Annotated in this window: 16 protein-coding genes and 2 riboswitches; of the genes, 10 read left to right on the forward strand and 6 right to left on the reverse strand. The window is 67.1% G+C overall.

The window, feature by feature from the left end; genetic code table 11:
* Positions 1-34 precede the first annotated feature (34 nt).
* The gene (gene dusB / locus ACX36O_RS11545; RefSeq protein ID WP_488359814.1) at positions 35-1,078 is read right to left on the reverse strand and encodes a tRNA dihydrouridine synthase DusB; all 1,044 of its coding nucleotides are present in this window, start codon (positions 1,076-1,078) and stop codon (positions 35-37) included.
* 176 nt (positions 1,079-1,254) lie between these two features.
* Here dusB and ACX36O_RS11550 point away from each other — a divergent pair, with 176 nt between their 5' ends.
* Positions 1,255-1,749: a YqaA family protein gene (locus tag ACX36O_RS11550; protein WP_213361717.1), complete on the forward strand. Its 495-nt coding sequence runs from the start codon at positions 1,255-1,257 to the stop codon at positions 1,747-1,749.
* 96 nt (positions 1,750-1,845) lie between these two features.
* Here ACX36O_RS11550 and ACX36O_RS11555 read toward each other — a convergent pair whose 3' ends face one another.
* The 5 genes from ACX36O_RS11555 to ACX36O_RS11575 form a co-directional block, all read right to left on the reverse strand.
* Positions 1,846-2,070, reverse strand: a complete 225-nt coding sequence (locus ACX36O_RS11555; RefSeq protein WP_213361718.1) for a YMGG-like glycine zipper-containing protein — start codon at positions 2,068-2,070, stop codon at positions 1,846-1,848.
* Between the two features lie 228 nt (positions 2,071-2,298).
* A complete protein-coding gene (locus ACX36O_RS11560; RefSeq protein ID WP_488359815.1) occupies positions 2,299-4,020 on the reverse strand; it encodes a bifunctional aminoglycoside phosphotransferase/ATP-binding protein in 1,722 nt (573 codons plus the stop codon).
* Between the two features lie 65 nt (positions 4,021-4,085).
* A complete protein-coding gene (locus ACX36O_RS11565; protein WP_371686738.1) occupies positions 4,086-4,439 on the reverse strand; it encodes a hypothetical protein in 354 nt (117 codons plus the stop codon).
* 18 nt (positions 4,440-4,457) lie between these two features.
* Complete coding sequence (locus tag ACX36O_RS11570; RefSeq protein WP_213361722.1) at positions 4,458-5,783, reverse strand: NAD(P)/FAD-dependent oxidoreductase; 1,326 nt, start codon at positions 5,781-5,783, stop codon at positions 4,458-4,460.
* A 53-nt stretch (positions 5,784-5,836) separates the two neighbouring features.
* Entirely contained in the window at positions 5,837-6,538 is a 702-nt protein-coding gene (locus tag ACX36O_RS11575; protein WP_371686739.1) for a class I SAM-dependent methyltransferase, read from the reverse strand.
* A 158-nt stretch (positions 6,539-6,696) separates the two neighbouring features.
* Positions 6,697-6,802: riboswitch (glycine riboswitch) on the forward strand.
* Between the two features lie 12 nt (positions 6,803-6,814).
* Positions 6,815-6,926: riboswitch (glycine riboswitch) on the forward strand.
* Positions 6,927-6,979: 53 nt separating this feature from the next.
* On the opposite strand from ACX36O_RS11575, the gene gcvT reads away from it, so the two are divergent.
* The 9 genes from gcvT (at position 6,980) to ACX36O_RS11620 (ending at position 17,956) form a co-directional block, all read left to right on the forward strand.
* The gene (gene gcvT, locus ACX36O_RS11580; RefSeq protein WP_488359816.1) at positions 6,980-8,101 is read left to right on the forward strand and encodes a glycine cleavage system aminomethyltransferase GcvT; all 1,122 of its coding nucleotides are present in this window, start codon (positions 6,980-6,982) and stop codon (positions 8,099-8,101) included.
* Positions 8,102-8,177: 76 nt separating this feature from the next.
* On the forward strand, positions 8,178-8,549 hold the full coding sequence (gene gcvH, locus ACX36O_RS11585) for a glycine cleavage system protein GcvH (protein ID WP_213361728.1): 372 nt from the start codon (positions 8,178-8,180) through the stop codon (positions 8,547-8,549).
* Between the two features lie 82 nt (positions 8,550-8,631).
* A complete protein-coding gene (gcvP, locus tag ACX36O_RS11590) occupies positions 8,632-11,523 on the forward strand; it encodes an aminomethyl-transferring glycine dehydrogenase (protein ID WP_488359817.1) in 2,892 nt (963 codons plus the stop codon).
* 225 nt (positions 11,524-11,748) lie between these two features.
* Complete coding sequence (locus ACX36O_RS11595) at positions 11,749-14,694, forward strand: monovalent cation/H+ antiporter subunit A (RefSeq protein WP_213361734.1); 2,946 nt, start codon at positions 11,749-11,751, stop codon at positions 14,692-14,694.
* Positions 14,694-15,038 (forward strand): Na+/H+ antiporter subunit C, encoded by a 345-nt coding sequence (locus tag ACX36O_RS11600; RefSeq protein ID WP_213361736.1) that lies wholly within the window; start codon positions 14,694-14,696, stop codon positions 15,036-15,038. Before ACX36O_RS11595 ends, ACX36O_RS11600 begins: the two co-directional genes overlap by 1 nt.
* Complete coding sequence (locus ACX36O_RS11605) at positions 15,035-16,828, forward strand: monovalent cation/H+ antiporter subunit D (protein WP_488359818.1); 1,794 nt, start codon at positions 15,035-15,037, stop codon at positions 16,826-16,828. Before ACX36O_RS11600 ends, ACX36O_RS11605 begins: the two co-directional genes overlap by 4 nt.
* Complete coding sequence (locus tag ACX36O_RS11610; protein ID WP_488359819.1) at positions 16,825-17,316, forward strand: Na+/H+ antiporter subunit E; 492 nt, start codon at positions 16,825-16,827, stop codon at positions 17,314-17,316. Before ACX36O_RS11605 ends, ACX36O_RS11610 begins: the two co-directional genes overlap by 4 nt.
* Entirely contained in the window at positions 17,313-17,591 is a 279-nt protein-coding gene (locus ACX36O_RS11615; RefSeq protein WP_213361740.1) for a K+/H+ antiporter subunit F, read from the forward strand. Before ACX36O_RS11610 ends, ACX36O_RS11615 begins: the two co-directional genes overlap by 4 nt.
* Positions 17,588-17,956, forward strand: a complete 369-nt coding sequence (locus ACX36O_RS11620) for a Na+/H+ antiporter subunit G (RefSeq protein WP_488359820.1) — start codon at positions 17,588-17,590, stop codon at positions 17,954-17,956. The genes ACX36O_RS11615 and ACX36O_RS11620 overlap by 4 nt, the downstream gene beginning before the upstream one ends.
* Positions 17,957-17,996 lie beyond the last annotated feature (40 nt).

A 17,996-nucleotide genomic window follows, 5' to 3' on the forward strand; every position in this document is an offset into this window, starting at 1 on the left:
CGATTTCTTTCTTCTTGACTAAATTTTATGCAGTTTAAGCCGCCTGGCGCCAGTTTTCCACCGGGCCGAAAGCCCGATTGACAGGGGTCAAAAACTCCTGCTGCTGTTCCAGCCGGGCGAACCACGCATCCACCTGCTGCCATTGCTGTTCGGCCTGCTCGACGCGGTTGATGGCCTGGCGCAGCTCCTCGCCGCCCGGCAGCGCCGCCACATACCAGCCGATGTGCTTGCGCGCGCTGCGCACGCCCGACCATTCGCCATACAGGCCGTAGTGCTCGTGCAAATGCTCCCGCAGCGCCTCGCGCACCTCGGCCACGCGCGGGGGCGGCAGCTCCTCGCCCGTGGCCAGGAAGTGCGCGATCTCGCGGAAGATCCACGGACGGCCCATAGCGGCACGGCCGACCATCACGGCATCGGCGCCGGTCTGTGCCAGCACACGGGCCGCCTTGTGCGGACTGTCGATATCGCCATTGGCGACCACGGGAATGCGCACGGCGGCCTTCACGGCGGCAATGGTGTCGTACTCGGCCTCGCCCTTGTAGCCCTGCTCGCGCGTGCGACCATGCACGGTCAGCAGCGCCACGCCGGCCTGCTCGGCGGCGCGGGCAATGCTGACGGCGTTGCGGTGATCCCGGGCCCAGCCGGTGCGCATTTTCAGCGTCACCGGCACCTGGTGCGGCGCGCAGGCTTGTACCACGGCCTCGACGATCCCGATGGCCAGTGTTTCGTTCTGCATCAGCGCCGAGCCGGCCCACTTGTTGCAGACCTTCTTGGCCGGGCAGCCCATGTTGATGTCGATGATCTGTGCGCCCCGCTCGATGTTGTAACGCGCCGCCTCGGCCATCTCGGCAGCCTCGACGCCGGCAATCTGGACGGCAATCGGCCCCGGCTCGCCGCTGTGGTAGGCACGGCGCGAGGTTTTCAGGCTGTTCCAGAGTTCCTTTTTCGAGGTGACCATTTCGCTCACGGCATGGCCGGCACCGAAGCGCCGGCACAGCTGGCGGAACGGCCGGTCCGTCACTCCCGCCATGGGGGCGACGAACACGGGGTTCGGCAGGGAGAACTGGGCCAGTTGCATGGTGAAAGCGTCAGCAGCGGCCACAGGGGCCGGCAGGGGAAGTGGTGCCGAAAACGGCGGAAATGCGTTGCGCCAGCCGCTTGCGGGAAACGGCTGGAAATCAATGTGGATACGGGAAGGCCGCTATTGTACACCTGCCCATTTTTTATGCAAGATCGCGCCGTATACTGCGCGCCATGGAAGCCTTCTTTGCCTCGCTGCTGCAGGCGCTGGCGCTGCCCCGGTACGGGCTGAGCACGGTGTTTGTAGTGGCTTTTGTCTCTGCCACGCTGCTGCCGCTGGGGTCGGAACCGGCGGTGTTCGGGCTGGTGGAGCTCAATCCCGACCTGTTCTGGCCAGCCATCCTCGTGGCCACCGCCGGCAACACGCTGGGTGGCGCGGTGAGCTGGTGGATGGGCCTGGGCGCGCACAAGGCGGTGGACAAGGCGCGCCACTCCAGCACCGATGTGCGTGCGCTGCGCTGGCTGGAGCGGCTCGGGCCCAAGGCCTGCTTCTTTGCCTGGTTGCCGGTGATCGGCGACCCGCTGTGCGCCGTGGCGGGCTGGCTCAAGCTGCCGTTCTGGCCCTGCATGGGCTGGATGGCGGCGGGCAAGTTCCTGCGCTACCTGACCATGACGGCGCTGCTGATGTGGGCGGTGCCGGAAAGCTGGATGCACCGGCTGATGTTCTGAGGCACCGATGCGAGGACAAGGCAAAACCCCCGGGACCGTTTCCGGTCGCGGGGGCAGCGAAATGGCGGGAGCCTGAAGCCGGCCCGTCCGGCAGACTTACTTGGTGCGACGGCCTACTTCGTGTCCGATCACGCCACCGACGGCCGCACCGCCCAGCGTATTGAGCGCACTGCCGTCGCCCACTTGCGAGCCAACGGCAGCACCGGCGCCAGCGCCGATCACAGCCCCTTTTTCTGCACGGGACAGGTTGTCCCAGGTGGAACAGCCGCTGGCCAGGGCAGCCAACGAAGCCAGGGACAGGATTGCGAGAGTTTTGCGCATGAGGGTTCTCCTTTGGGTATCACGGCCCGGCCTGGCACGCTGGATGGCGAGCCGCACCGGTACAGCCCCATCATAGGAAGCGGTGCGGGCCGCCGTGCAACAAGAAGTGTGCGTACGGGATGCAGGCGCTACCTGTCCGTTCGCCTGCTTGCTGCGGGCAAACGCCGCAGCTGCCAGCGGCAGGCATGCCGGCAGCGACATACATCCCGCGATGACTGATGCGATTGCTTACACGGCAGCAGCTGCCTGCGGCCCGAATCCGATGGCCCGCAGGGCGCCCTCGGCCCGCAAACGGGGCCAGTCCGCCAGCACCGTGCTGTCCACCCGCACTGCGTGGTCCTCCTCGTCCGGCGCCAGCGGTTCGAGCGCCTGCAGCTGTCCCTCCAGCACCTGCACATCCGCTTCGGAAGCGTCATCGCCCTGCTGCTGGCGCTGGCGGATGCGCTGCCGCAGCACGGCTTCGGGCGCCTCGAAGGCCAGGATGCCGAAGGGCACGCCCGCCTGCTGCGCCAGCACACGGAACTGGTCGCGCAGTTCGCGCCGGATGAAGGTGGCATCCACCAGTACCGGGAAACCGGATGCCAGCACGCTCAGCCCCTGCTGCGCCAGATGCGCAAAGGTGCGGCGCGAGGCCTCGGGCGTGTAAATGTCCTCGGCCAGCTCGCGGCTGGACGCTTCCGGGCGCAGCCCGAACAGACGCTTGCGCTCCACGTCGGCACGCAGGCGGATCAGCCCGGTTTCGGCGATCAGTCCCTGCGTCTGCGTGCTCTTGCCCGAGCCGGACAGGCCCATGGTGATCCACAGGTAGCGCGGGCGCGGCTGCGTGCATTGGCGCGCGAGGCACAGATAGCCATGCAGCTCTGCCTCGGCCTGTGCGCGCGTTTCGCCATCGGCCTGTCCCAGCCGCAGCGAGGCCACCTTGGCACGCACGAGAGCGCGGTAGGTCATGAAATACGGCAGCAACTCCAGCCCCGCATAGTCCCCCGTCTGCTCCAGCCAGCCGTTGAGCACGCGCCAGGCCAGATCGGCGCGTTCGCGGTGCAGCAGGTCCATCACCAGAAAGGCGATGTCGGCCATCACATCCACCCAGCGCAGCGCCGGGTCGAACTCGATGGCGTCGAACAGCAGCGGCTGCCCGTCATGCAGCATCAGGTTGCCCAGATGCAGGTCGCCATGGCATTCGCGCACCCAGCCCTGCTCCAGCCGGCGCGCCAGCAAGGGGCGCAGGCGCCGTTGTTCGTCGCGCGTCCAGCGCAGCAGCGCGCGCAGGTCCGTGCGTGTGACTATGGCGGCCTCCTGGCGCACATGGACTGGCGCCTTGCCCTGTGCACCGAAGGAGGACGCTGCATTCGCCGTCTCGACCGCTCCTGCTCCTGCTCCTGCTCCTGCCGGCAAGACATGCCGCAAGGTGACAAAGTTCTCTGCCACCGCGCGCAGGATCGCCTGCGGCTGGCCGTGGCTGTCCTGCGGCGTGGCCCGGCCCGCCTGCGCGTGCAGTGCTGCCACCTGCCGCGCCAGAGCATCGACCAGCTGCGGCGTCAGCGCGTCGCGCTGCACCAGGCGGCTCAGCAACTGCTCCTGCGGAAAGCGGCGCATGCGCACCGCATGGTCCAGCAGCGGGCCGGTGCCGCCCAGCTCAGGCGCCTGCGGCGTGCCGGTGATGGGCACCACGTCCAGATACAGCTGCGGCGCGGTACGCCGGTTGATGCGCAGCTCCTCCTCGCAGCAGCCCTGGCGCAGCGCGCGCGTGCCGAAGTCCAGAAAGTCCAGCCGCAGCGGCTTCTTGATCTTCCAGGCCAGATCGTCGGCCAGCAGCACCCAGGAGATATGTGTCTCGATGCACTGCACCTGCCCGGGATGCGCGCTGCGGCGGCGCATTTGTTCCAGCAGGGCCTGCACCATGCGGGTGGCCTGTGCCAGATCCAGCTCGCGGGAAACGGGGTCAGTCATGAAAATGCGTCCGGCAAAAAAAGAACAGGCAGCCGAGGGGGCTGCCTGTCCATTGTGCCAGCGCCTCAGGCCAGCGAGTTTCTGCCGCCTCCGCGCAGCAGCGTGAGCAGCGGCCACAGGAAGGCAAATGCACCGGCCGCCCAGGCCACGCCGATCATCAGCAGGTTGCCCCAGTCGATCCAGTAGCCCATGTCGGCAAACGACGCCTTGGTCCAGGCCGGCGTGACGACGAAGATGAAGGCGCCGAACAGCAGCGCCAGCCAGAAGGCCAGCGAGAAGTTGCGGCCCCAGGCCGCGCGCGGGCGGCGCAGCGCCGGCAGCATGAGCACGGCCCAGATCACCGCGCCGGCAATCAGCCAGGGCAGGATGGTCATGCCCAGTTCCCACAGGATATTCAGAGTCAGCCAGATTTCATACATGATGTGTTCTCCTCCCGATCAGACGCGGCCCTTGAGCACCGCCACATAGGCAGGCTTGAGCAGGCGGTATTTCATGAGCCAGGCCATGTAGCTTTCCTGCAGCGGCTCGATCATGGGCAGGGACGGGATCAGCTTGCCGTCGTAGTCGAACTCGATCAGCATGGCCGAGCCCTCGCGCACCAGCATCGGGCAGGAGGTGTAACCGTCGAACACCTGGTCGGGTGCCTGGCCGGCAATGGCGCGCGCCAGGTGGTTGGCCACCAGCGGTGCGCTTTTCTTGACGGTGGCAGCCGTCTTGCCGCGCGGCGTGCCGTTCACGTCGCCGATGCCGAACACATTGGGGTAGCGCTTGTGCTGCAGCGTGGCCTTGTCCACTTCCAGCCAGCCGCCGCCGGCCATCGGGCCTTCCTTCCAGGCCAGGTCGCTGTTCTTGACACAGTCCGGCGCACGCATGGGCGGAACGGCGTGCAGGAAATCATAGGCCTGCTCGACGCGGCCGGCCGGCGTTTCGAAGTACGCCTTGCGGCCGCCGATATCGACGCCCACCAGCTTGCTTTCGTAATCGGTCCTGACACCGAGTTTTTCCCAGCGCGCCAGCACGTTGTCGTTGACGGCCTTGACACCGAAGATGTTCTTCACGCCGGACTTGAACATCACCTGCGACTGCTCCAGCTTGCCGGCGCGCTTGAGACGGTCGCACACCATGAAGGTCATCTTCAGCGGGGCGCCGGCGCATTTGAGCGCGGTGGCCGGCAGCGTCATCACGGCCTGGCCGCCCTTGGAGACGTATTCCTGCATGGCCTTCCAGGTCGCTTCGGCGGCCTGCGGGCTCGGGTAGACACTGGCCAGGCCGTTGCTGCCGATGGCGTTCAGGTCCATGCCCTCGATCAGGTTCCAGTCCATCACCAGGCCGGTGGCCACCACCAGATAGTCGTACTTGATCTTCTGGCCGCCAGCGGTGGTGATGGTGTTGGCGGGCGCGTCGATCTCGGCCACCATCTCCTTCACCCAGGTGATGCCGGAGGGGTGGAAATCGGCATTGCGGTCGCGCACCTTCTCGATCGGCCAGACGCCCGAAGCCACCAGCGTGTAGCCCGGCTGGTAGTTGTGCTCTTCCTTGCCGTCCACGATGGTGATCTTCGCGCCGTCGAGCATGCTGCTCAGGCGGTTGGCCATGGCAATGCCGCCCAGGCCGCTGCCCAGGATGACGATATGCGCATTGGTCTTGATCTTGCTTGCGGCCAGTGCCGGCTGCGTGATGCTGGCTGCACCGGCCACTACCGAGCCTGCGCCCAGGGCCTGCAGCAGCTTGCGGCGGCTTTGGTTGGATACCTTGTTATCCATCGTCTTCACCCTTTCCTCTTCTCAAAACCTCATGCGGCCGGTGCCAGAGCCTTTCAGCGCCGGCGCAGCAGCGTCACGTGCATGGGGCGCACGAAGCGGGCCCCCTCCTCGGTCATGTGCGGCCCGAAAAGGGCCTGCACCCTGATGCGTGTGGCTTCGTCGAAGCGCCGGTCGGCATAGGTCACGTCGACCATGCGGCGCTCGAAATCGGCAAAATCCCGGTACGCCACCGGCACGTCGAAATACACATCGCTCACCCGGTCCCAGCGGCCGTTGGCGGCCGCCTTGTCCACCAGCGCCTGCGCGGCGGCGCGCACCGTGCCCTCGTCATTGAACACGCGCACCAGTTCATTCAGATCACCGGCATAGACCGGCTCGGAGACATACCAGTAGCCGCCCGGCTTGAGCACACGCTCGATCTCCGCCAGCGCCTCGTCCATCCGCTCCAGCGGCACGTGGTGCAGCGACTTGAGCATGATGGCCAGATCGAAGCTGGCATCCGGCGCAGGAATCGCCTGCGCGCCGGCCTCGACAAACTCCAGCCGCTCGGCCGGATTGGCCATGTTGGCCGCATGCTGGATTCGGTCCACCTCCAGCCCGGTGACATGGCATTGCGGATACTGCCGCAGCAGGTCGCGCGACAGCCGCGCATTGCCGCAACCCAGTTCGATGATGCGCTGCGCCTGCAGCGGCACCAGTTCATTCAGCAGGATCAGTTCGTTGGTGAGCTGGCGGGGAGAGGACATACCGTTCATGCACTGCCTGCCGCAAACCCGTTTTGTAAAGGGTTTACAGCTTTGATTTCAATAAGTTACATTATATTGACAAATGAAATATGGAGTCTGGGGTTAACCCTTGTTCGCTGTTTTTCATGGAGCGTTCTGCCGCAAACTGGTCTGAACTTTTTATAATTCCGCCATTGTCAGGAGAGCGCCAGTCCCCTAGCGGGCAGGCCGCCGAAGGCGCGCGGACGCAAGATCCGCCAGAAACGCTCAGGTACCGAGGACTGACAGCCACTTTCCGCAAGGAGAGTGTGTCGTGCTGGAGAGTGCGGAGCGTTGCCACGGCAATGCCTGCCACCGAAGGAGCAAGCGGCCGATCGCGGTGGCGAATCTCTCAGGTAAAGTGGACAGCGCGGCCCCGCAGCGGGTGTCGGCCCGTTGCTGCCTGTCCTATTTCCTTGAAAGCGAGACGCCATGTCCTCTGACGACCTGTACCTCACCCCGCTCAACGCGCTGCACCTCGAACTCGGCGCCCGCATGGTGCCTTTTGCCGGCTACAGCATGCCGGTGCAATATGCCGGCCTGATGGCCGAACACCAGCACACCCGCACTGCCGCCAGCCTGTTCGACGTATCGCACATGGGCCAGTTGCGCCTGTCCGGCCCCGACGCCGCAGCCGCGTTCGAAAGGCTGATGCCGGTGGACGTGCAGGGCCTGGGCGTGAACAAGCAGCGCTACGGTCTGCTGCTCAACGAGGCCGGCGGCATTCTGGACGACCTGATGTTCGTCAACACCGGCGAGGACCTGTTCGTGATCGTGAACGGTGCCTGCAAGGTGAACGATCTGGCCCACATGCAGGCGAAGATCGGCGATCGCTGCACCATCACCCCCATGCCCGACCATGCACTGCTGGCACTGCAGGGCCCGCAGGCGGTGGACGTGCTCAAGCGCCTGGCGCCCGGCGTGGAAAGCCTGGTGTTCATGACCGGCGGCAACTTTGCCTGGGGCGAGGTGCCGCTGTTCGTCACGCGCAGCGGCTACACCGGCGAGGACGGATTCGAGATTTCCCTGCACAAGGACCAGGCCGAGGCCTTTGCCCGCGCCCTGCTGGCCGAGCCCGAAGTCAAGCCCGCGGGCCTGGGCGCACGCAACTCGCTGCGCCTGGAAGCCGGCCTGTGCCTGTACGGCAATGACCTGGACGAAACCACCACGCCGGTCGAGGCTGCCATCAACTGGGCGATGCAGAAGGTGCGCCGCACCGGCGGCGAGCGCGCGGGCGGTTTTCCGGGTGCCGATTTCGTGCTGGCCCAGCTCGACGGCCGCCTGCCCACCGAGCGCCTGCGCGTCGGCCTGATCGCCAGGGAGCGCGTGCCGGTGCGTGAGCCGGCCGAGCTGCAGAACATGGACGGCCAGAAGGTCGGCCAGGTCACCAGCGGCCTGCTCAGCCCCACGCTCAACCAGCCCATCGCCATGGGCTACGTCAAGCCCGACTATGCGGCCGAAGGCACCGAACTGTTTGCCATGGTGCGCGGCAAGCCGGTGCCCATGACCGTGACCCGGATGCCGTTCGTGCCGACGCGTTACTACCGCGGCTGATTCCTGCGGCGCGGCCGGCAGTCCGGCAGCGCCAACCCCTTTCTTTATTAAATTGACACTCACCGGAGCTTTTTGCATGTCCATCAAGTACACCCCCGACCACGAATGGATCCAGATCGACGGCGACATCGCCACTGTCGGCATCACCCAGCACGCCCAGGACGCCCTGGGTGACGTGGTGTTCGTGGAACTGCCCGAAGTGGGCAAGAGCTACGCCCAGCAGGACGTGGCCGGCGTGGTCGAATCCGTCAAGGCGGCCGCCGATGTCTACATGCCGGTCAGCGGCGAAGTCACCGAAGTGAACACCGCGCTGCAGGACGATCCGTCCGCCATCAACAGCGATCCGCTGGGTGCCGGCTGGTTCTTCAAGGTCAAGCTGTCCGACGCCAGCCAGCTGGATGCGCTGCTGGACAGCACCGCCTACGACGAACTGCTGAAGTCCGCCTGATCCGGCCCTGCGCCCTTCCCGGCGACCCGCCCCTTGCTTCGGGCGTGGTCGCTGCCGTGCATTGAGTCTCCTGGAGCCACGCATGTCCCAGTCCACCCTCTCCTCCCTCGAAAACGCCGGCGAGTTCATCGCCCGCCACATCGGCATCACACCGCAAGACGAGCAGCACATGCTGTCCGTCATCGGCGAGGCCTCGCGCCAGGCGCTGATCGACTCCATCGTGCCGCGCAGCATTGCGCGCACCAGCGCCATGCAGTTGCCACCTGCCACCACCGAGGCCGCGGCTCTGGCCGAACTCAAGGCGATCGCGCAGAAGAACCAGATCTTCAAGAGTTTCATTGGCCAAGGCTATTACGGCACCCATATTCCGGGCGTGATCCTGCGCAACATCCTGGAAAACCCGGCCTGGTACACCGCCTACACCCCCTACCAGGCCGAGATCAGCCAGGGCCGCATGGAGGCGCTGGTCAACTTCCAGACCATGATCACCGACCTGACCGGCATGCCGATCGCCAACGCCTCCATGCTGGACGAAGCCACTGCGGCCGCCGAGGCGATGACGCTGGCCAAGCGCTCGGTCAAGGCCAAGGGCAATATCATGATCGTCTCGGGCGACACCCATCCGCAGACCATCGAGGTGCTGCAGACGCGCGCCGCGCCGCTGGGCCTGCAGGTCCTGCTGGTGCAGTCGCACGAGGAATGGGTGCAGGCACTGGCACAGGACGACTACTTCGCCGCGCTGGTGCAATACCCCGCCAGCAGCGGCTGGGTGCATGACTGGAGTGCCGACGTTGCCACCGTGCATGGCAAGCAGGCGGCCTTCATCATGGCCGCCGACCTGCTGGCGCTGGCCCTGCTCAAGTCGCCGGGCGAGATGGATGCCGACATCGTGGTCGGTACCACGCAGCGCTTCGGCATGCCCATGGGCGCAGGCGGCCCGCACGCCGGCTATCTGGCCTGCCGCGATGCCTACAAGCGCTCCATGCCCGGCCGCTTGGTCGGCGTGAGCGTGGATGCGCACGACAACCCGGCCTACCGCCTGGCGCTGCAGACGCGCGAACAGCACATCCGCCGCGAGAAGGCCACCTCCAACATATGTACCGCGCAGGTGCTGCCGGCCGTCATCGCCAGCATGTACGCGGTGTATCACGGCCCGCAGGGTCTCAAGCGCATTGCCGAGCGCGTGGCGCGCTACACCGCCATCCTCAAGGCCGGCCTGCAGCAGCTGGGCTACAGCGCCTTCCACCAGGACAGCGCCTTCGACACCCTGTGCCTGAAGACCGATGACCAGACCGCCGCCATCGCGGAAAAGGCACGCCAGCATGGCGCCAACCTGCGCACCGCCTGGGGCGACTACCTCTGCATCTCGCTGGACGAAACCACCACGCGCGAGGACCTGACCCTGCTGTGGACCATCTTCGCCAAAGACGGTCAGGCGTTGCCCACGGTGGAGGCCCTGGAAGCCGGCACGCCCGATCTGATCCCCGCCGCCCTGCGCCGCAACAGCGCCTACCTGCAGCACCCGGTGTTCAACCGCTATCACTCCGAAACCGGCATGCTGCGCTACCTGCGCGCACTGGCCGACAAGGACCTGGCGCTGGACCGCAGCATGATCCCGCTCGGTTCCTGCACCATGAAGCTGAACGCCACCAGCGAGATGATCCCGATCACCTGGCCCGAATTCGCCAATCTGCACCCGTTCGCCCCGGCCGAGCAACTCGCCGGCTACGCCGAACTGGACCAGCAACTGCGCCAGTGGCTGTCGCAGGCCACCGGCTATGCCGACGTGAGCCTGCAGCCCAACGCCGGCTCGCAGGGCGAATACGCCGGCCTGCTGGCCATCAAGGCCTGGCATGAAGCGCAGGGTCAGGGCCACCGCAACATCTGCCTGATCCCGTCCTCTGCCCACGGCACCAACCCTGCCAGCGCCATGATGACCGGCATGCAGGTGGTGGTGACGGCCTGCGACAGCAACGGCAACGTCGATCTGGACGATCTGCGCGCCAAGTGCGAGCAGCACAGCGCCAATCTGGCCTGCGTGATGATCACCTACCCGAGCACGCACGGCGTGTTCGAGACCCAGGTGAAGGAACTGTGCGCGCTGGTGCACCAGCATGGCGGCCGCGTCTATGTGGACGGCGCCAACATGAACGCGCTGGTCGGCGTGGCTGCTCCGGGCGAGTTCGGCGGTGACGTGAGCCACCTGAACCTGCACAAGACCTTCTGCATCCCGCACGGCGGCGGCGGTCCGGGCGTCGGCCCGGTGTGCGTGGTGGAAGACCTGGTGCCCTACCTGCCCGGCCACGCTACCGCCGGTGTGCACAGTGGCGTGGGTGCCGTCTCTGCCGCGCCCTATGGCAACGCGGCCGTGCTGCCAATCAGCTGGATGTACATCCGCATGATGGGCCCGGACGGCCTGACGCATGCCACCGAGGCCGCCATCCTGAGCGCCAACTACATCAGCAAGCGCCTGCAGGACCACTACCCCACGCTGTACGCCAGCGCCAACGGCCATGTGGCGCATGAGTGCATTCTGGATCTGCGCGATCTGAAGGACACCAGCGGCGTGATGGCCGAGGACGTGGCCAAGCGCCTGATGGACTACGGCTTCCACGCCCCCACGCTGAGCTTCCCGGTGCCCAACACGCTGATGGTGGAGCCGACCGAAAGCGAAACGCGCGAGGAGCTGGATCGCTTCATCGATGCCATGATCGCCATCCGCGAGGAAATCCGCCAGATCGAGCGCGGCGAGTGGCCGCAGGACGACAACCCGCTGAAGAATGCACCGCACACGGCCAGGACCCTGATGGATGCCGAGTGGAAGCACCCGTACAGCCGCGAGGAAGGCGCCGCCATCCATCCGGGCAGCGGCGTGACCCTGGGCAACAAGTACTGGCCGCCGGTTGGCCGCGTGGACAACGTCTACGGCGACCGCAACCTGTTCTGCAGCTGCATTCCGCTGTCGGACTACTGAGCCCTGCCCGGCACGCCCTGCGGCGGTGCCGGCTTTGACGGCCTGCGGGAGCCCATCCTGCAGGCCGTTTTTCATGGCCGGGAAAATCGCAGGTTTTATGCCGGAAAATCCGGCTTCATGACGATTTTTCATTAGAATCAAAGCTATACCTTCCGCAACTCATAAGGCGGATGGCCCCATCCCGGGCGCTTCTGCCCACCCCATCGCGATTTCCTTTCAGCCTGCATGACCTTGCTGTTCCTGCTCGCGCTGCCCTTCATCGGCAGCGCCGTGGCGGCCCTGCTGCCCACGCACGCCCGTACCGCCGCTGCCAGCTGGGCCGCGCTGGTGGCGCTGGCTGCCCTCGTGCAGGTCGGTCTGCTCTACCCGGACATCGCCGCGGGCGAGGTGCTGCGCGAGGAGCTGCGCTGGCTGCCGTCGATCGGCGTCAACTTCGTGGTACGGGTGGACGGCTTTGCCTGGATGTTCGCCCTGCTGGTCACCGGCATCGGCATGCTGGTCGCCGTGTATGCGCGCTACTACATGTCGCGCGATGATCCGGTTCCGCGCTTCTTCTCCTTTTTCCTCGCCTTCATGGGCGCCATGCTGGGCGTGGTGCTGTCGGGCAATATCGTGCAGCTGGTGTTCTTCTGGGAGCTGACCAGCCTGTTCTCCTTCCTGCTGATCGGCTACTGGCACCACCGCAAGGATGCCCGGCGCGGCGCCCGCATGGCGCTGACGGTGACCGGCACCGGCGGCCTGGCGCTGCTGGCCGGCGTGCTGCTGCTCGGCCATGTGGTGGGCAGCTACGATCTGGATGCCGTGCTGGCCGCAGGCGCGCGCGTGCAGTCGCATACGCTGTACAAGCCGCTGCTGGTGCTGATCCTGCTGGGGGCGCTGAGCAAGAGCGCGCAGTTCCCCTTCCACTTCTGGCTGCCGCGCGCCATGGCGGCCCCCACGCCGGTATCGGCCTATCTGCACTCTGCCACCATGGTGAAGGCCGGTGTGTTCCTGCTGGCGCGCTTCTGGCCGGTGCTGGCCGGCACCGAGCCCTGGTTCTGGCTGGTTACGTCGGCCGGCCTCGCCACGCTGCTGCTGGGCGCGTATCTGGCCATGTTCCAGAACGACCTGAAAGGCCTGCTGGCCTACTCCACCGTCAGCCACCTGGGCCTGATCACGCTGCTGCTCGGGCTGAACAGCGCGCTGGCGGCCGTGGCGGCGGTGTTCCACATCATCAACCACGCCACCTTCAAGGCCTCGCTGTTCATGGCCGCGGGCATCGTGGACCACGAAAGCGGCACGCGCGATATCCGGCGCCTGTCGGGCCTGCGCCATGCCATGCCGGTCACCGCCACGCTGGCGCTGGTGGCCAGCGCCGCCATGGCCGGGGTGCCGCTGCTCAACGGCTTTCTGTCCAAGGAAATGTTCTTTGCCGAGACGGTCTACATCCAATCGCTGCCCTGGGTCGAGCTGGCGCTGCCGCTGGCCGCGATGGTGGCCTCGATGTTTGCCACCGCCTATTCGCTGCGCTTTGTGGTCGATGTGTTCTTCGGCCCGGCGGCCACGCGATTGCCACGCGAGCCGCACGAGCCGGTGCGCTGGATGCGCGTGCCGATCGAGCTGCTGGTGCTGCTGTGCCTGGCCGTGGGCATGGCCCCGGCCGCCGTCATCGGCCCGCTGCTGCACATGGCGGCGCAGCCGGTGGTGGGCGGACCGATGCCTGCCTACAGCCTGGCGCTGTGGCATGGCCTGAACGCGCCGCTGATGATGAGCCTGATCGCCATGAGCGGCGGCACGGCGATCTGGTTCCTGCTGCGCAAGCCGCTGCGCGACAAGCGCTGGAAGCGCATTCCGCTGTTCGGCCGCTTCGACGGCCAGCGCAGCTTCGAGGCAGTGCTGGCCCTGCTGGCGCTGGGCGCGCGCAAGGTGCAGCGCACCCTGTACACGCGCCGGCTGCAGCCGCAGATGCTGCTGCTGGTGCTGGTGGGCATGGCGGCCATCACGGCCTCGCTCTGGTCTTCCGGCCTGAGCTGGGGCAACCGCCCGCGCGTGCCGCTTGGCTGGGATTTTGTGCTGATCTGGGTGGTGGGCGCGGCCTGCGCCATCGGCGCGGCGACGCAGGCAAAGTTCCACCGGCTGGCCGCGCTGCTGATGCTGGGCGGTGCCGGCCTGGCCACCAGCCTGACCTTTGTCTGGTTCTCGGCACCGGATCTGGCGCTGACGCAGCTGGCAGTCGAGGTCGTCACCACCATCCTGTTCCTGCTCGGCCTGCGCTGGATGCCCAAGCGCCAGCCGCTGGGCGACCGCACTCCGCTGCGCGCCCGCCTGCGCCGTGGCCGCGACCTGGTGCTGTCGGTACTGGCCGGACTGGGACTTGCCGGCCTGGCCTATGCGCTGATGACACGCCCCGCCCCCTACAGCATTTCGCCTTTCTTCCTGGAACGCGCACTGCCCGAAGGCGGCGGCACCAACGTGGTGAACGTGATGCTGGTCGATTTCCGTGCCTTCGATACCATGGGCGAGATCGTGGTGCTGGGCATCGTGGCGCTCACCGTCTATGCCTTGCTGCGGCGCTTCCGCCCGCCGCTGGAAAGCCTGCAGGCGCCCGCCCAGCAGCGCGCCACCCCGCTCGATCTGCAGACCGACCTGGTCAACCCGCGCAAAGCGCATGACACGGCCGTGGGTTACCTGCTGGTGCCAGCCGTGCTCTCGCGCCTGCTGCTGCCGGTCACGGCCATGCTGGCCGTGCACCTGTTCATGCGCGGGCACAACGAGCCGGGTGGCGGCTTCGTCGCCGGTCTGGTCATGGCGATCGGCTTCATCACGCAGTACATGATGGCCGGCACGCATTGGGTCGAGGCCCGCTTCAACCTGCAATTGCGCCGCTGGATCGCCGTCGGCCTGTCGCTGGTGCTGCTCACCGGACTGGGTTCGCTGCTGTTCGGCTACCCCTTCCTGACCACGCACACCGCGCACTTCGAGCTGCCGCTGCTCGGCGCCATGCACCTGCCGAGCGCGCTGTTCTTCGACCTTGGCGTGTTCTCGGTGGTGCTGGGCGCCACGCTGCTGATCCTGACGGCACTGGCCCACCAGTCGATCCGTCGCCAGCGCAAGCCGGTACGCGATCCGGGCGCCACCTCCGAATCAGTGGACGACGCCGTGCGCGCCGCAGCACGCGAGGAGGGCCGCTGATGGAAATCCTGATGGCCATCGTGATCGGCATCCTGGCCGGCTCCGGCACCTGGCTGGTGCTGCGCCCGCGGACCTTCCAGGTCATCATCGGCCTGTCGCTGCTGTCGTATGCGGTGAACCTGTTCATCTTCGTGTCGGGCAGCCTGTCGATCGCGCGCGAGCCCATCGTGCTGTCCTGGCTGCAGCCCACGCTCGAGAACTACACCGATCCCATGCCGCAGGCGCTGGTGCTGACCGCCATCGTGATCGGCTTTGCCACCACCGCGCTGTTCCTGGTGCTGCTGCTGGCTGCGCGCGGCCTGTCCGATACCGACCACGTCGACGGCGAGGAGGACGAGGCATGAACGGCTGGATCGATACCCTGATGCCGCATCTGGTCGCCGCGCCCATCCTGCTGCCCATGCTCACGGCCACGCTGATGCTGATGCTGGCACGCCGCATGCCGCAGAGCCAGCGCCTGCTGGGCGTGCTCTCCACCGCGCTCGGCCTGGGCGTGGCCATCGTGCTGCTGGCTTGGGTGAAGGAGAGCGGCGGCACCGGCGCCGTCGGTGTCTACCTGCCGGGCAACTGGCCGGTGCCCTTCGGCATCGTGCTGGCGGCCGACCGGCTCACCGCCATGATGCTGCTGATCACCGCCATCGTGGCCTCGGCCTCGCTGCTGTTCTCGACCGCAGGCTGGGACAAGGCGGGCGTGCATTTCCACCCGCTGTTCCAGTTGCAGCTGATGGGCCTGAACGGTGCCTTCCTCACGGCCGACCTGTTCAACCTGTTCGTGTTCTTCGAGATCATGCTGACGGCCTCCTACGGCCTGCTGCTGCATGGCACCGGCTGGCCGCGCGTGCGCTCGGGCCTGCACTACGTGGCGCTGAACCTGATGGCCTCGCTGATGTTCCTGCTGGGCGCGGCGCTGCTGTACGGCATCACCGGCACGCTCAACCTGGCCGACATGGCAACAAAGATCCCACAGATTCCGCCGGCCGATCGCGGCCTGCTGCATGCCGGCGCCGCCATCCTGGCCGTGGCCTTTCTGACCAAGGCCGCCGTCTGGCCGCTCAACTTCTGGCTCACCCCGGCCTATGCCGCTGCCAGCCCGCCGGTGGCTGCGCTGTTTGCGCTGATGACCAAGGTCGGCCTGTACGCGCTGCTGCGGCTGTGGACGCTGCTGTTCCCGCCCACCGCGGAAGGCTCGGCCATGTTCGGCAGCGAGGTGCTGGTGTGGGGCGGCCTGCTCACGCTGGGTTTCGGCGCCATCGGCATGCTGGCCTCGCAGCAGATCGGCCGGCTGGCCGGTTTTTCGGTGCTGGTGTCCTCGGGCACGCTGCTGGCGGCCTTCGGCTTCGGCCATTCCACGCTCACCGGCGCGGCACTGTACTACCTGATGAGTTCCACGCTGGCGCTGTGCGCGCTGTTCCTGATCACCGATCTGGTCGAGCGCTCGCGCGAGGCGGATGAGCCGCTGCCGCCGGCCGATCTGGACGACGAGCCGCTGCCCTTCCCGATCGACATGCTGCTGCACGAGCAGGACACCAACCTGGACGAGCAGGAAGACGCGCTGATCGGCCGCGCCATTCCGGCCGCGATGGCCTTTCTGGGCGCGGCCTTCATCGCCTGCGCACTGCTGATCGCCGGGCTGCCGCCGCTGTCCGGCTTCATCGGCAAGGTCGCCATGCTGACCGCCCTGTTCAACCCCTATGGCCTGACTGAAAGCGTGGCCAGCATCCGCCCGGCCGGCTGGGCGCTGTTGATCCTGCTGGTGCTGTCCGGCCTGCTGGCGCTGATTGCGTTCAGCCGCGCCGGCATCCGTTTCTTCTGGGCGCCGCAGGACCGGCCGGCCCCGCGCCTGCGCGTGATCGAGTCGCTGCCGATCTCCTTCCTGCTGCTGCTCTGCCTGCTGCTGGTGGTGCGCGCCGAGCCGGTGCTGGGCTATACCCACCGCACCGCGCATGGGCTGCACCAGCCGGATGGCTATGTCGATGCCGTGATGGCGGCCACGGTGCGTCCGGCGCCCGGGCCGCTCAAGCCGCCGCCGTCCTCCTTGGCCGTACCGGCACCCGCCGCGGCTGCGCTGCAGACACCGGCCCGGCCTCATGCTCCCGCGCCGGCCCCGGCTGCGGCCGGGAGGAGCCTGCCATGATGCGCCGCCTGTTTCCCGCTCCCCTGCTGTCGGCCGCCCTGGTCGTGCTGTGGCTGCTGCTGAACGAGCCGCTGTCCATCGGGCACACCGTGCTGGCGCTGCTGTTCGGCCTGCTGCTGCCGCCGCTGTTTGCCTCGCTGCGGCCGCAGCGCCCGCGCATCCGCCGCCCGCTGCGGGTGCTGCAGCTGATCCTGGTGGTGGGGCGTGACGTGCTGCTGTCCAACCTGCAGGTCGGCTGCGGCGTGCTGCGCCTGCGCCGGCGCCAGCCGCAGAGCGCCTTCGTCACCATTCCGCTGGAACTGTGCGACCCCACCGCCCTCGCGGCGCTGGCCATGATCACCACCGTGGTGCCCGGCACCGTCTGGTGCGAGCTGGCGCGCGACGCCAGCGCCGTGCGCCTGCATGTATGGGACGTGCAGGACGAAGCCGCCTTCATCGCCCACTACAAGAGCACCTACGAGGCGCCCCTGCTGGAGATCTACCAATGAGCCCCGTGCTGCACATCGCCCTGATTTTTGCGCTGGCCTGTTTCGGCATCGCCGCCGTGCTCACGCTGTGGCGCCTGCTCGTCGGCCCCTCGGCGCAGGACCGCGTGCTGGCGCTGGACTACCTGTACTGCATCGCCATCCTGGCCGTGCTGGTGCTCGGCATCCGCAACACCAGCGCCATGTATTTCGAGGCGGCGCTGCTGATTGCGCTCACGGGCTTCGTCAGCTCGGCCGCCATGGCCAAGTTCCTGCTGCGCGGCGAGGTGATCGAATGAGCGTCACGCTGCCGCTGTGGGCCGAGTGGACGCTGGCCGTGCTGCTGGTCATCAGCGGCATCTCGGCATTACTGGCTGCCTGGGGCGTGCTGCGGCTGAAGGATTTCTTCCAGCGCATGCACCCGCCGGCGCTGGGCTATACCGCCGCCTCCTGGAGTGCGGCGCTGGCCTCGGCGATCTATTTCAGCATCGTGCAGGAAGGCCTGTCGCTGCGCAGCTGGATCATCGTGGTGGTGCTGTCCATCACCGTGCCCATCACCACCGTGCTGCTGGCGCGCGCTGCCATGTTCCGGCGGCGCCAGCAGGCCGATTCGGCCATGCCGCCGCCGCTGGTGCCGAAAAATCCGCCTGCTGACGCGCCCTGAGACGATTCGGGCCGCAAGGGCTGTGCCACCTGCGCCGACC

Source organism: Brachymonas sp. KE5, assembly GCF_057773645.1.

Bases quoted from the DNA above. Each gene is read 5' to 3' on its own strand.
- dusB (WP_488359814.1), bottom strand. From the start codon at position 1,078: ATGCAACTGGCCCAGTTCTCCCTGCCGAACCCCGTGTTCGTCGCCCCC.
- ACX36O_RS11550 (WP_213361717.1), top strand. From the start codon at position 1,255: ATGGAAGCCTTCTTTGCCTCGCTGCTGCAGGCGCTGGCGCTGCCCCGG.
- ACX36O_RS11555 (WP_213361718.1), bottom strand. From the start codon at position 2,070: ATGCGCAAAACTCTCGCAATCCTGTCCCTGGCTTCGTTGGCTGCCCTG.
- ACX36O_RS11560 (WP_488359815.1), bottom strand. From the start codon at position 4,020: ATGACTGACCCCGTTTCCCGCGAGCTGGATCTGGCACAGGCCACCCGC.
- ACX36O_RS11565 (WP_371686738.1), bottom strand. From the start codon at position 4,439: ATGTATGAAATCTGGCTGACTCTGAATATCCTGTGGGAACTGGGCATG.
- ACX36O_RS11570 (WP_213361722.1), bottom strand. From the start codon at position 5,783: ATGGATAACAAGGTATCCAACCAAAGCCGCCGCAAGCTGCTGCAGGCC.
- ACX36O_RS11575 (WP_371686739.1), bottom strand. From the start codon at position 6,538: ATGAACGGTATGTCCTCTCCCCGCCAGCTCACCAACGAACTGATCCTG.
- gcvT (WP_488359816.1), top strand. From the start codon at position 6,980: ATGTCCTCTGACGACCTGTACCTCACCCCGCTCAACGCGCTGCACCTC.
- gcvH (WP_213361728.1), top strand. From the start codon at position 8,178: ATGTCCATCAAGTACACCCCCGACCACGAATGGATCCAGATCGACGGC.
- gcvP (WP_488359817.1), top strand. From the start codon at position 8,632: ATGTCCCAGTCCACCCTCTCCTCCCTCGAAAACGCCGGCGAGTTCATC.
- ACX36O_RS11595 (WP_213361734.1), top strand. From the start codon at position 11,749: ATGACCTTGCTGTTCCTGCTCGCGCTGCCCTTCATCGGCAGCGCCGTG.
- ACX36O_RS11600 (WP_213361736.1), top strand. From the start codon at position 14,694: ATGGAAATCCTGATGGCCATCGTGATCGGCATCCTGGCCGGCTCCGGC.
- ACX36O_RS11605 (WP_488359818.1), top strand. From the start codon at position 15,035: ATGAACGGCTGGATCGATACCCTGATGCCGCATCTGGTCGCCGCGCCC.
- ACX36O_RS11610 (WP_488359819.1), top strand. From the start codon at position 16,825: ATGATGCGCCGCCTGTTTCCCGCTCCCCTGCTGTCGGCCGCCCTGGTC.
- ACX36O_RS11615 (WP_213361740.1), top strand. From the start codon at position 17,313: ATGAGCCCCGTGCTGCACATCGCCCTGATTTTTGCGCTGGCCTGTTTC.
- ACX36O_RS11620 (WP_488359820.1), top strand. From the start codon at position 17,588: ATGAGCGTCACGCTGCCGCTGTGGGCCGAGTGGACGCTGGCCGTGCTG.